The sequence below is a fragment of the [Clostridium] scindens ATCC 35704 genome (assembly GCF_004295125.1).
In the GTDB taxonomy this organism is placed as follows: Bacteria; Bacillota; Clostridia; order Lachnospirales; family Lachnospiraceae; genus Clostridium_AP; species Clostridium_AP scindens.
In genome coordinates this window covers 2,354,081-2,367,027 of sequence record NZ_CP036170.1, presented here as the reverse complement: position 1 = coordinate 2,367,027, position 12,947 = coordinate 2,354,081, and the positions used below count along the sequence as shown (strand labels likewise).

Below are 12,947 nucleotides of genomic sequence, written 5' to 3'. Positions count from 1 at the left end.
GCCAATTCCTTATCTTGCAATGTTCAGCAGAAGGTTTACGCCCATCGGATTAATGACTACGCCAACCGCCTGTGATGAAAGGAATTCTGTTATCTTGCCGGCTTCTACGACTGCTGTCTTGAACTTCTTCTCTTTGTTAAACTTCTGGAATTCCTGGAAGTCAGTGAATAATGGCTGGTATACCTTTCCCTCTTTCTGCAGCATCGGGATTCCCTTTCCCTCCTGCACCGCGACGATATATCTGCCCTCTTTGAAATGGGCCATTAATTCCTCATTCAATTCCTTTAATTGATCGGTTCCTCCATCCCGTCTTTTTCGCAGTTCCTGCATATAATACAGGGCGGTCAGATGAAGTTCTGGATTCTCGATTCTCACCTGCCCTTGCGGCAGTTTGTCCGCCTCCGGCCTTCGTACCAGTTCCCCCAGCTGGACTGCCACTTCCCGGGAAGTTCCCTGGTTCATCTTGATACAGTTCACTCCCATCGCGAAAAGATTCGTATAAAATGCAAGGAACCCATTCTTCTCAAGTTTTGCAGCACGAGTGCTCTCCTGGTTCCCGGCAAATCTTCTCACCGCTTCTTTGGCATCCTCCTCGCTAAAATACAAGAACACCTGGTCATCAAAAGTCTTAGGATCGCAAGCCACATATGGCATATGCGTGTAATCCGACAAAATCACAAAGACTGCCTCCGAATTACGCATTTTCTCCATCGTATCCTGTTTTACATTCGCATCTTTATCATTCCTGCTCATTCTGTCTCTAACCTCTCTGTTAAAACCTTATTTTCCCATTATACCGCAAGGCCTGCTTAAAGTATAGAAAAATCAGGAAAAAATAGTTTTACATTTGCGCTGCCGCGCAGCGCCGTAGATAAGAAGCAGCATGATTCCGCTCAATGCAAGCAGAAAGTAAAAACTGATCCCCCGGCTTAAAAGAACCGCCGCCGTCATGGAACTGCCACTGTAAATGCTTCCGAACAGTTGAAGGAAGGCATATTCGCTGATACCCATGGCTCCCGGCAGAGGCAGAAGGGACGAGGACATATAGATCAGAATCTGCAGTACAAAGAGATGGAGGAAGGAACTCCCCTGATACCCCAGCGCCAGATACACCATATACGGCACGCCAAACCAGCAGATAATCTGGCCTGCGCTGATAACGCACATCTTTGCGATGGCCCTCTTATGCTCCTTCATCAGCAGGGCGCAGGCATGGAATTCTTGCAGCCCATCTTCCATTTTCCCAATCCATTGGCTCTTGGTCTCTTCCTTCACAAATGGGAGTCGCGGCAAGATCTTCTTCAGCAGGCCCAAGATCCTCTGCCCCATCCGTTCTGAGAAAATCACCACCAGCAGGAAAGCGACAAAAGCCGCGTTCATGATAAATCCGGCAATGATCAGGATCTTGATCGTCACTGGCAGGCTTATCCCCAGCACAGGAATCATGGCCACCGCAAATAGTTCAAACAAGAACGCCATAGCCTGGAAGCTGGCAAGTTCCATCAAAAGCGCCAGCGAGCCATGGGACAGGTCTATTCCATCCTTTTTCATCGCGTAGAGCTGCATAGGCTGTCCCCCTGTAGACGAAGGGGTGATGGAACTGAAAAAGAATCCCGTATAAGCATACTTCATCCCTTGGGCAAAAGACACCTTATGGCCCATTGCCTTTAGCAGAATACCAAGATTCAAGCCTTCTGAGAGGTTAAAGGCTCCAGCCATGGCAATTCCTGCCGCAATAGCCGGAAAGGAAGCACAAGCGGCGATCTTAAGTATCTGGCTTACATCTTTTCCTTTTAAAAGAAATAAAAAAATCAAAAAAAGAAAGAAGAGAAATACCAGTATCTGTTTTCCTGTCTTTTTTATTGATATCGTATCATTCATATTGGTCAAGCCTTTTAAATTCATATCCTTCCCGCAGCAATTGGGGAAGCGCATCTCTCAATGCTTCTATGGTCCTTCCTGGCGCTCCCGCGGCGCCTCTTCCATCATGCAGGCAGATGATGGCTCCCGGGTAAACGCGTCGAAGCAGTTTCGCGCGGATGGATGTCGGCGTAGCGTCCGCTGCCCAGTCCTGAGCCATAACATCCCAAAATACAAGTTTCAGATTCATCTTCTTTACCCAGTACAGAATGAATAGATTCAGGTGTCCCCACGGCGGACGGTAATACCCTGCGTCGCATCCTAATTTCTTCAAAGTCAGAATGGATGCTGCCAAGTCAGAAAAGGCAAATCTGTTCCCCCGAAAAAGCGCGTTCTGATGATTCACAGAATGAATGCCAATAAGGTGGCCTTCCTTCTTAGCTCTCAGGATGATCCGCGGGTTCTTCTGCGCAAACTCTGCCACTACAAAGAAGGATGCCTTGATATCATATTCATCAAGCAGATCAAGCAAGGCCTCCGTATATGCCTCGCTTGGCCCGTCATCAAAGGTCAGGTAGAGAATCCTGCCTTCATTGTTCTTCCTGCGTCGCAGACTCTGATAATGCCTGAGTCCGAACGATGGGAGGATGCTGTAGCCAAACGCGCCCGCTAATGCGGTCATCAATATCATTTTCTTCATTATGCCGCCATCCTTTCCATCACCGTATTCATCGCATCATCCAGGCTCCATTCCATAATCTCATCCTTTGCCTTGCTTATGTTCTCCGCCATCTGCTCCCATTGTCTTCCATCGGATAAGAATTTCTCTAATATTCCGGGAAAATCACTGCTTTTATTCCATATGACCTTTGCAATCCCCATATTCTGGGCGTATCTTGCATTGTTCACTTCCTGCTCAAGGAAAGGATGGATGACGAACAGAGGCACCTGGCAATGGATCAGTTCAAAGAGCGTGATTCCTCCTGCTTTTGTTATTACAAGGTCTGCTTCCTTCATATATTTGCTGATATTCTCCGTGTATCCAAGTACTTCAATGTCTTCATATCTCCCCTGGAACGCTTCATAAGCCTTTCGGTTTTTCCCGGTTATGACGGTTGCCGTGATGCCCGGCATACGGTGGATTACCTGCATCAGCCGATCCAGATTCGGGATAATTCCAAGCCCGCCCCCCATAATGAGTATTTTTTTCTGCCCCTTATCACGCATCGGCACTTCTCCCAGGAATTGCTGCCTGACCGGAATTCCCGTGACGAATATCTGCTCCGGACTTGCACCATTGCGTACCAGATTCTCCTTGACTTCTTTCGTTGGCGCCAGATAGGCATCCGCCTGAGGCGTGATCCACTCCGGATGGATGCTGATATCCGTAATGCAGGTGACCAGCGGAATATGCTTCCCGGTCCTTTCCATATACGAGGCAATCGACTTGGCACACAGCGGCAAGGTGCATACAATCATGTCCGGATAATGATCCTCCATCAACTTTTCCAGTTTTCTGTAGAGATTAATGCCCATAGGCTTTAGATCTACCTTCAATTTTCCGGTTGTCTTATATACCAGATTATAGATTCCATAGCAATGTTCTACCATCATCTGGAATAGCCGGAAAATATATCGGCTTGCCTTTGGATAATAATATCTTAACAAATCAAGTTCTATAACATTTGCATCTTTATCCAACTTAAGAATCTCTTCTCCAATTGCCTTTGCTGCCATCTGATGACCCATCCCGAATTGACTGCTGAGTATAAGTACGTTCATGTTCCTTCCCCATTCTTTCTTCATCTTTGTCCTTATCTTACTCGCCAATTCTAAAGATTTCCTTGGAGTAATTCTTAACATATCTGAAAGATTCTCTTTGGATTTTATGATTATTTTTTATTTGCCTGGATATCAGGAGGCTCCGGCTACAATCTAGCCCCGCATTCCAGCGCAAGGGCCATATATCTGTCGCATTCCCTGATTCCATATTCCATCAGGTCCATGGGCTCCCATTTATCTGTAGAAAGGTTATCCGCTCCATATAGAAACTGAATGGCCGGAACACCTCTGAACCTGCACACTGCCAATACAGCCGAACATTCCATCTCAACCGCAATACACCCCTGTTCCCTCCTCTCCTTCAAGCGTCCATGAGTCTCCCGGTAAATTCCATCCGTCGTCCAGATCTTTCCCTTAACATAAGGCATTCCCGTCTTTACAAGGCAGTCCTCCAATATCCCGGCGCAGGAATCCTCCAGCCCGATCTCCTCCCCGGCGGGAAGATAATGGTAGCTGGTTCCTTCATCCCGGATGGTACTGCTGGGAATGATGATCTTATCTTGCACCTCCACCTCATCCAGAACGCCGCAGCATCCAAAGATGATCATCTTTTTCGCTCCCATGGCAATCATCTCTTCCAGTCCTGCCACACAGGCCGGCGCACCTACCCTGGATAGATAGAAAGCCATTCTTATCCCTGCATATTCGATGCCATAGACTGGCAGTACTCCGTTTGCCGTGTATAGTTCCGCGATTTTTTCTGCGGAATTCTTTTTGGCAAAATCTTCGATAATGCTCTCTGAAAAAGTCGTGATGCAGACTTCCGGAAAGTTTTCCTGTGCCTTTACGCAATCGCCAGGATTTATAAACGCTGTCCTTGCAGCATCATAATTTTCAAATACAGTTGCCATTATCCTTCCCTCCTTACTAAGATCTTCCTGATCTGGGACGTGATGCGCAGCGGAATATCCTCTGTAATGGTCATGATCCGGCTGTACATCCGCACCCCTTGATAGGAAAACACGATCAGATCAAATACCGCCGTCTTGTCTACCTGGTAAAACTCCTTCCTGTCAATGCCATACTGGATCAATTCTTCCCACATCCTTCGTGAAAACAGGTACTGCTGGTACAGAGGATTTTCCTCGCAAGCGTTCCCTCTCCCGCTGAAGTACTCGAAAATCGCGACGCTTAAGGACGCCTCGCCGTCGATCATTTCTTCCCTGTAACGATCCAGGACGTCGTCCAGAATCTCTACGGCAGACAGCCCTTCCAGCATTTTAGAGCGAAACTCTTCATCCTGGTTATCCATAAAGTCATTCAGAATCTCATCGAATATCCGGGCGGTACTGTCATAATGGCAATATAGTCCCCCACGGCTTAATCCTGTCGAATCGCAGATATCCTTCATCGTCACTTCTTTAAATCCTTTTTTGGCAAACAGCTGGCAGGCCTTAGTCTTTATATGCTGCCTTGTCTCCATTCCCTTTCTGTTCATATCAAACTCCTCTTCTTTTCTCGCTTTTTGCGACACATGTGTCTGTAATTTATTATAAGACACTCATGTCGCAAAGTCAACACGCAAGCCAAAGGAAGCCCCGTATAATCAGAGCCTGCCAAATTTCTGCATTTAAAGATGAATTTATAAAATTGAAGATATCTTGCAAGAAATGAATTCTAATGCCAAGTAAAATAGAACGGTGCATGAAATTTATCGCATGAAATTTAAAATGGAAATGAGGATATAGCTATGAATCTGGAAAATGAAAAATGCGTAATGATTATCGACGAGGCGCTCCCGCTGGGCATAATTGCCAATACCGCCGCCATTCTTGGAATTACAATGGGCATGAAGATGCCGGATGTGGCAGGAAGGGATGTTGCCGATAAGGAAGGAAACTCCCATATCGGAATCATCCAATTTCCTGTTCCCATTCTAAAGGGCGACGCACAGCTATTGAACACCTTATGAGCCAGATTATTCACCCCGGACTACGGAGACCTGACGGTGGTAGACTTCACAGAACAGGCCCAATGCTGCAATGTTTATGAAGAATTCATAGAAAAGATGGCCGCTACCTCCGAAACGGATCTTGGACAAAGCGTCCCGAAAAACCAGGGCATCCCTCCACGCATTCCCGGAGTCCTTCTTGTCCGACAATCTTGATCTTCAATGGCACATCCACAATCTCGGCTTTCGGGATACGCCTACTTTTTGGTCCCGCTGCCAGATCATGCCTCTGTTTCTCCTATTCGCTGTCCAGTTCGATTGTCCCGGTAAAATCTTTCCCCTCGATTTTCAGATAGTTGCTGGCGCAAGGCAGTTCTATCGTCTCCGTATGTTCCCCCGTGCCATCGCACAATATTCTTGCATCCTCCATTCCTGATTGGAAGGTGATCTTCGCCGTGCCGTTTTCCGCCTCAATCTTGCAGGAGACCTTAATTTTATTTCCTGCATCCCGCGAAAGTCCTGTTCCCCCGAACACGATTTCTTCTCCGCTAAAAGACTCATAATCTGCCTTATAGCTCCCCACATAGCTATCTTCCCCAAGTTTTCGCTCCCCTTGCAGCTTCCGGTCCTTTGTAATGCTTTTCTCTCCGATGGACTGCAGCACATTGTCATACTGTTTTATGATCTGAGCCTTGGAACAGCCTGTGGCCAGGAACATCATGCATCCGGATGTTAATAGTATCGTAATCATTCTTCGTCTCATAGTATCCTCCTATCTCTTTCTAGGAAAATTCTATCACGCCATCCTTACGTGGACATTTCCGGAACCTTTCATTGTCCTTACATTTTTACGCCGTCTGGCTGTCGCTTCTTAAATAAATGGTTTGCGCCAATATACTTCCAATTTCTTGAACCGTCCAATGGTATATGATACAATCAAGCCAGTACAAAGGAGGGGATTTCATGGAATTTCAAAAGATCAGTTCTCCGTCTCTGCGGGAACTCTTCGTAGACCAGCTGGAACATATGATTCTGTCCGGCAAACTAAAAATTGGCGAAAAACTGCCTCCCGAACGCCAGCTGGCAGAAATGATGCAGGTAAGCCGCGCCGTAGTGAACAGCGGCATCTCTGAACTGGAAAAGAAAGGCTTCCTTATCGTAAAGCCAAGAAGCGGAACCTATGTAGCCGATTACAGACGCAAGGGAACCTTGGACACCTTGATGTCCATAATGAAATACAACGGAGGCCGCATCCGGAACGAAGAAATCCGCTCCATCTTTGAAGTGCGAATCGCGCTTGACACTCTGGCCGCCCAACTGTGTATTGACCGTATCAGCGACGAGGAAGTGCAGGTGCTTCTGGAAATCATCGAGCAGATCCGGGATGCCAAAGACAATCAAGAGGCAATCCAGGCCGCGTTCGAATTCCAGCATGAATTCGCCCTGGCATCCCAGAACACCCTGCTTCCACTGATCTTCCAGTCCTTCCGGGCTCCTATCTTCACGATGTGGGAGCGCTACTGCGACCTCTATGGCATCCAGTCCCTCTACGAGAGCAACTATGTCATGTGGACCTATATCCGCAACCGGGACACCAAAGGCGCCATCGAGTGGATTAATTATTCCCTGGGCGAATGCATCAGCGGAAGCCGGCAGATCTATTACGAGTAAAGGAATCTTGGCGAGTTGGCGACCGCCCGGGGGGTCTGGGGGATTCTTCGTCCCATCCGCTTACCTCCAGAATTCCCCAGACACCCCCGGGCTCCCGACAATTTACCGGCGATTCAGCGCCCGCGCTGCCCCATATGCACACCTTACGCCGAAACTTCTTTTGCGGCCTTGACCTGTCTAATTCCAATAAAATAAGCCTACAGCAGAACCGACTCCATCGCTCCCGCTGTAGGCTTATCTCTAAATATCAGTATTGTCTAATCTCTAACTAAAAATCCCTGCTCTTATCCGCTCTTTCAACCGCTCCCCTGCCGCAATCTTCTCCCTGCACAGTGTACGTTAACGCCCGCACTCCTCGCAGATTGCCAGCAAATTGGCGCAAGCCGGGGCGGCAGAAGCGGGTTTTCGAAGGTAAGTGAAGGCATCCGGAGGATCCGTCCCCGGTATGTTAGTCCGCAGGAGAGGAGTCCTATGACGACTCTTCTGCAGACTTACATACCGGTGGACTAGCCGCAGGTGCCGGAACGTCGCAGAAAACCCGCTTCTGCCGCCCCGGCGTCCACCAATCCACAAATCCATCCCTTATACCTCCGCTCTTTCCATTGCAATCTGGAAATCTTTCTGATCCGTGAATATTTCATTCTTATAGGGGTTCTTCTTCTGCTGTTTTGACCGCTTGATAATCACAGCCAGGCAGATCACATTCGCTGCCAGTGCCAGCAATGCCACTACGCCCTGCATCGTCGGATCAACTGCCGCAGGTCTTGTGGCTGCATCCATGAATCCATCGGAATACAGGATCGGAATCGTGGCGAACCGGCTGGTATCCTGGAACATCGGGAATACCTGCGCGAACATGCACCACAATGCCAGCGTGTTAGCACGGTTCTGAATCCATCCGCCCTTATTCCACAGCGCATTGGCAAAAGTAGGAGCCAGCAGAAGCGCCAGTCCGCAGTACCATGCGTGGGTCGGAAGGTTGTTGTAAGTATACTCGAAGTTCCACAGGTCATAGGCTATGATAAAGCACCAGGTCATATCCGGCCACAGCATATCCTTTTTGTCTTTGGAGGAATAGATTCCCCACCATCCTGTCATACAAAGGATATTTAATATGCCGGCGATTCCGTTGACCCAGTTCCACCATCCGCCATACAGCCATACGTTCTCGGATGACAGCCACCAGCGGTCTCCATACTCTGCCAGGGCCATCGCGCCCCTTACGCCAGACTCAAAGTCGCTTACGACTGCGATCAGGATATTGATTGCCACGATCACAAACGGGAACACCTTGAACCAGTTGGTCTTGCCGATCTTCCACTTATACTTCAGCATCATGAAGCCGATGCATCCCGCGGTAGCCGCGTATAGTTTTGCATAGTGGAACCAGCTATTCATATGTACATAGGTAGGATTATTAAGCGCCCACTCCGCACCGTTAGCCGCGCCAACATAGATGGCAATGAAGTACACGGTCAATGCTGCCGGTACGATCAGAAAGCAGAATATCCCTCCCACCTTCGTACGTCTTGCCAGTTCATTCGCAAGAATCAGTCCCGCAAATACCAATAGCCATCCAAGCAGCTGCCAGCCGGCATTCTCTCCATAGATTTGAAATAGCATGATTATCCCTCCCTCTTTCTCAGCATGCCTCTATTTCCTTGATATTAAATTCGTTTCCTGCCACCAGATATGTATTTCCCCCCAAGCAGAACGGACATACTTTCCCGTGCTCCACCGTTCCATAGGTCTGATGGCAGTCCTCGCAATATGTCACCGCCGGTATCTCCTGGGTAATCAGTTTGGCTCCCCGCAGCAGAGACGATTTTTCAGATGCCCATTTCCAGCAGTCTTTCAAATAAGAATCCACTACGCCTGAGACTTCCCCGATTTCCAGCGTTACATTTGCCACTTGGGTAAGCTGGTTTTCCCTGCCCACCGATTCCAGGCTGTTGATGATATGAAATACAATTCCCAGTTCGTGCATAATCTACCGATCCTTTCTATCACTGGCTCTTCCTTCCAAACTTAATCTTAAGCCCCCGCTTCATCGCATATGGCAGAATCGCCTTGAACTTATCCTCAGACCGGTACATTTTACTGCACTCCGGATGCTCGCGGTAAAGATGGATCGCGTCAAATTCGCATTTTGTCGTGCACACGCCGCAGCCGATACATTTATTCTCGTCCACGACAGACGCGCCGCAGCCCAGGCATCGGGCAGTCTCAATCCGCACCTGTTCTTCCGTAAACGTCTTGCGTGCATCCCTGAATGACTTGCGCCGATCAATGGTTTCATCTATTCCCGGTATCTGGCGCGAGGAATTGTCATAAGCATCCAGCTTGATATTCTCTTTATCCAGTTCGATAAACTGACGCCGGTTCCTTCCGATGGTAAGGCTGCTGCGCGGCTGCACAAACCTGTGGATGGAGATGGCTCCTTCCTTGCCTGCCGCAATGGCGTCAATCGCGAATTTGGGTCCTGTGTATACATCGCCGCCTACAAAGATATCCGGCTCGGAACTCTGATAGGTCACCGGATCCGCTACCGCCGCATTTCCTCTTCCAAGTTCTACTTTGGAGCCATTCAGCAGTTCTCCCCACTGGATGCTTTGTCCGATGCTTAAGAACACTCGCTCGCAAGGAACCGTAACCGTATCTTCTTCATCATAGACAGGAGCAAAGCGCTTTTCTTCATTGAACACAGACAGGCATTTCTTGAATACGATGCCGGTGACCTTTCCATCCTGCGTCAATATTTCTTTTGGCCCCCAGCCGCAGTTCACAGCGATTCCTTCTTCCTCTGCTTCCTCTACTTCCTCCGCGGATGCCGGCATAATGTCCCTGCCTTCCAGACAATACATAGACACTTCTGAAGCGCCGCATCTTGTCGCGGTGCGCGCCACATCGATCGCTACATTTCCGCCGCCCACAACGACCGTGCGTCCCTCTACCGGATAGGACTTATCTGCTCCCGTCTTACGAAGGAAGTCTACCGCCGTCATCACGCCCTCTGCCGTCTCGCCAGGGATGCCTGCCAGTCTTCCGCCCTGGCACCCTATGGCAAGATAGAATGCCTTATATCCCTGGGCGCGCAGTTCATCCAAGGTGATATCCTTGCCCACCTCGATACCGCAGCGTATCTCAACGCCCATCTGGCGGATAATCTCTATCTCTGCATCCACCACATCCTTTTCCAGCTTAAACGATGGAATGCCATACACCAGCATGCCTCCCGGCTTCTCATTCTTCTCGAATACGACCGGACGGTATCCCTTCTCTGCCAGATAGAATGCGCAGCTTAGTCCGGCCGGTCCGCCTCCGATGATCGCGATCTTCTCTTCGAACAGACGGCCTGTCGTAGGAGGAACGATTGGCGGAATATACCGGTTCTCTGCTTCCAGATCCTGCCGGGCGATAAACTTCTTCACTTCGTCGATGGCCACCGCCTGGTCTACCGTTCCCCGGGTACAAGCATCTTCGCATCGGCGGTTGCACACATGCCCGCAGACTGCGGGGAATGGATTCTCCTTTTTGATCAGCGCCAGCGCGTCCCTGTACTTGCCCTGGGCTGCCTTCTTCAGATACCCCTGTACAGCGATGTGCGCCGGACAGGCGGTCTTGCATGGGGCCGTTCCAGTATCATAGCAATTGATCCGGTTCTTATCCCGGTAATCCTCATCCCACTTTTCCGGTCCCCATTTTGCGCCATCCGGAAGTTCATGCTTCGGATAGGATACGGGACCGTCCTTGGTGCACAGCTTCTGTCCCAGCTTGACCGCGCCTGCCGGACAATACTCCACGCAGCGCCCGCAGGCTACGCAGTCCTGCGTCTCCACTCTTGCCACATAGGCAGAGCGGGACATATTGGGAGTATTAAACAGTTGGGAAGTCCGAAGGGCGTAACAGACATTGACATTGCAGTTACAGATGGCAAATATCTTATTCTCGCCGTCAATGTTGGTAATCTGATGCACGAACCCGTTGTCCTCCGCACGCTTGAGAATCTCCATCACTTCGTCGTATGTAATATATCTTCCACCCTTATTCGTCTCCACCACATAGTCCGCCATATCTCCTACCGCGATGCACCAGTCTTCGGGATCATCGGCGCAGCCTTCATCATAAGTCTGGCGGGACATTCGGCAGGAGCAGGGGCTTGCGGCGTATTTGCCATTATATTTCTTAAGCCAGTGGGAGATATGCTCGATATCAATGGATTGATTCTCCATCTCAATGGCTTTCTCCACTGGTATGACATGCATGCCGATGCCTGCGCCTCCCGGAGGAACCATAGGGGTTACCTTCTCCAAAGGAAGCCTGGACATCCGCTCGAAGAACCTGCCCAGTTCCGGATGCTCTTCAAGCTGCTGCTTATTCATATTAGTGAATTCCGCGCTGCCTGGCACGAACATGGGAAGCACATATTGCTTCTCCCGCTTTGGATTCTCCCAGTTGTATTCGATAAGCCCTACCCGGCTCATTTCATCCAGCAGTTCCTGAAGCTTCTTTTCCTCTTTCCCCGTAACCTTCAGCATCTGCTCAAACGTCATAGGCTTTCGCACCTTCATCTTTAACGCTACTTCTGCCATCTCATCGGTGACGATACAGGCAAGCCCCCAGTATTCCGGATCCTCTGTGGTCACTTTATGGCCTATTCGGTCTGTGATCATCTGACCCAGCTGCAAAATCAATTCCCTTCGTTCTGACATTCTCTCTCTCCTCTCCGCTTATCTTTTTGTCCGCTATCCGTTCCATTCCTTTACCTGATCTCTCAGCCAGTCCGTCCATTCCTCCATGCCTTCCCCGGTACGGGCACAGATTGGAATGATCCGTGCATTGGGATTACGCATCAGAATATTCTTCCTGCATGCTTCCATATCGAAATCAAAATACGGCAGCACGTCAATCTTGTTAATAAGGACTACATCGCAGATGGAAAACATGAGCGGATATTTAAGCGGCTTATCGTCTCCCTCCGGCACGCTTAGAATCATGGCATTCTTTACCGCTCCCGTATCAAATTCCGCCGGGCATACCAGATTGCCCACATTTTCCAGAATGGCAAGTTCCACATCTCCAGTCTCCAGTCCGGCAAGTCCCTGTGCCGTCATATCTGCATCCAGGTGGCACATGCCTCCGGTGTGAAGCTGGATTGCTTTAACTCCAAGGCTGGCAATCGTCTTTGCATCCACATCGGAATCGATATCTGCCTCCATAACGCCGATCTTCATCTCGTCTTTCAGCCGCTCGATCGTACGCGACAGAGTCGTCGTCTTTCCTGATCCCGGCGAAGACATAAGGTTCAGCAGAAATACCTTCTTTTCTTTTAATTCTTTCCTCAGTTCCTTTGCACGCCTGTCATTATCCGCAAAAACGCTCTGCTTGATTTCAAGAACCCTGAATTCTCCCATCACTCACAACTCCTTTTCTGGTCATACCAGTTTTTGTTATTTTTCTGTCATTGTATGATTATTATATTATTTTATATAATATTTGTCAATTTAAAGCAACATTTTTATATATTATGCACTATTATTCTTTCGCTTTTTATGCACATTTTTTGTTTTTTATTTTTGGTATTTGGTTTAGCCAATTCCAAATGTTTCTATCTCACTTCTTTCCTGCTTGGCACAAGAAATAAGCCCAATTATGCTTCTATATAAGGTCATACCCAGCGGGT

Annotated in this window: 13 protein-coding genes; 2 read left to right on the top strand and 11 right to left on the bottom strand. The window is 48.9% G+C overall.

Going from position 1 to position 12,947, the window contains the following annotated elements; genetic code table 11:
- Positions 1-9: 9 nt before the first annotated feature.
- The 6 genes from HDCHBGLK_RS12220 to HDCHBGLK_RS12195 all read right to left on the bottom strand — a co-directional run bounded on the left by HDCHBGLK_RS12220 (position 10) and on the right by HDCHBGLK_RS12195 (position 5,140).
- The gene (locus tag HDCHBGLK_RS12220; protein WP_004605922.1) at positions 10-753 is read right to left on the bottom strand and encodes an SseB family protein; all 744 of its coding nucleotides are present in this window, start codon (positions 751-753) and stop codon (positions 10-12) included.
- A gap of 72 nt (positions 754-825) precedes the next feature.
- Entirely contained in the window at positions 826-1,905 is a 1,080-nt protein-coding gene (locus HDCHBGLK_RS12215) for a lysylphosphatidylglycerol synthase transmembrane domain-containing protein (protein ID WP_233440669.1), read from the bottom strand.
- Positions 1,874-2,560, bottom strand: a complete 687-nt coding sequence (locus HDCHBGLK_RS12210; protein WP_004605924.1) for a polysaccharide deacetylase family protein — start codon at positions 2,558-2,560, stop codon at positions 1,874-1,876. Before HDCHBGLK_RS12210 ends, HDCHBGLK_RS12215 begins: the two co-directional genes overlap by 32 nt.
- Complete coding sequence (locus tag HDCHBGLK_RS12205) at positions 2,560-3,666, bottom strand: MGDG synthase family glycosyltransferase (RefSeq protein WP_050755133.1); 1,107 nt, start codon at positions 3,664-3,666, stop codon at positions 2,560-2,562. Before HDCHBGLK_RS12205 ends, HDCHBGLK_RS12210 begins: the two co-directional genes overlap by 1 nt.
- Positions 3,667-3,788: 122 nt before the next feature.
- Entirely contained in the window at positions 3,789-4,553 is a 765-nt protein-coding gene (locus HDCHBGLK_RS12200) for a nucleoside phosphorylase (protein WP_004605927.1), read from the bottom strand.
- Positions 4,553-5,140, bottom strand: coding sequence for a TetR/AcrR family transcriptional regulator (locus HDCHBGLK_RS12195; protein WP_009249385.1), 588 nt, complete (start codon positions 5,138-5,140; stop codon positions 4,553-4,555). Before HDCHBGLK_RS12195 ends, HDCHBGLK_RS12200 begins: the two co-directional genes overlap by 1 nt.
- A 252-nt stretch (positions 5,141-5,392) precedes the next feature.
- Here HDCHBGLK_RS12195 and HDCHBGLK_RS12190 point away from each other — a divergent pair, with 252 nt between their 5' ends.
- Complete coding sequence (locus tag HDCHBGLK_RS12190; RefSeq protein WP_004605930.1) at positions 5,393-5,614, top strand: DUF2000 domain-containing protein; 222 nt, start codon at positions 5,393-5,395, stop codon at positions 5,612-5,614.
- Positions 5,615-5,891: 277 nt separating this feature from the next.
- Here the strand turns inward: HDCHBGLK_RS12190 and HDCHBGLK_RS12185 are convergent, their stop codons facing one another.
- Positions 5,892-6,356: a hypothetical protein gene (locus HDCHBGLK_RS12185; RefSeq protein ID WP_009249387.1), complete on the bottom strand. Its 465-nt coding sequence runs from the start codon at positions 6,354-6,356 to the stop codon at positions 5,892-5,894.
- A 200-nt stretch (positions 6,357-6,556) separates the two neighbouring features.
- On the opposite strand from HDCHBGLK_RS12185, the gene HDCHBGLK_RS12180 reads away from it, so the two are divergent.
- On the top strand, positions 6,557-7,264 hold the full coding sequence (locus HDCHBGLK_RS12180; RefSeq protein WP_039909473.1) for a FadR/GntR family transcriptional regulator: 708 nt from the start codon (positions 6,557-6,559) through the stop codon (positions 7,262-7,264).
- A 582-nt stretch (positions 7,265-7,846) separates the two neighbouring features.
- Here the strand turns inward: HDCHBGLK_RS12180 and HDCHBGLK_RS12175 are convergent.
- From HDCHBGLK_RS12175 to hypB, 4 genes are read right to left on the bottom strand one after another with little or no spacing between them, the layout of a single operon-like run.
- Complete coding sequence (locus HDCHBGLK_RS12175; RefSeq protein ID WP_004605934.1) at positions 7,847-8,887, bottom strand: DUF5692 family protein; 1,041 nt, start codon at positions 8,885-8,887, stop codon at positions 7,847-7,849.
- A gap of 19 nt (positions 8,888-8,906) precedes the next feature.
- On the bottom strand, positions 8,907-9,251 hold the full coding sequence (locus HDCHBGLK_RS12170; protein ID WP_004605935.1) for a hydrogenase maturation nickel metallochaperone HypA: 345 nt from the start codon (positions 9,249-9,251) through the stop codon (positions 8,907-8,909).
- A 19-nt stretch (positions 9,252-9,270) separates the two neighbouring features.
- Positions 9,271-11,976 (bottom strand): FAD-dependent oxidoreductase, encoded by a 2,706-nt coding sequence (locus tag HDCHBGLK_RS12165; RefSeq protein WP_004605936.1) that lies wholly within the window; start codon positions 11,974-11,976, stop codon positions 9,271-9,273.
- Between the two features lie 33 nt (positions 11,977-12,009).
- On the bottom strand, positions 12,010-12,678 hold the full coding sequence (gene hypB, locus HDCHBGLK_RS12160) for a hydrogenase nickel incorporation protein HypB (RefSeq protein ID WP_004605937.1): 669 nt from the start codon (positions 12,676-12,678) through the stop codon (positions 12,010-12,012).
- Positions 12,679-12,947: the final 269 nt, after the last annotated feature.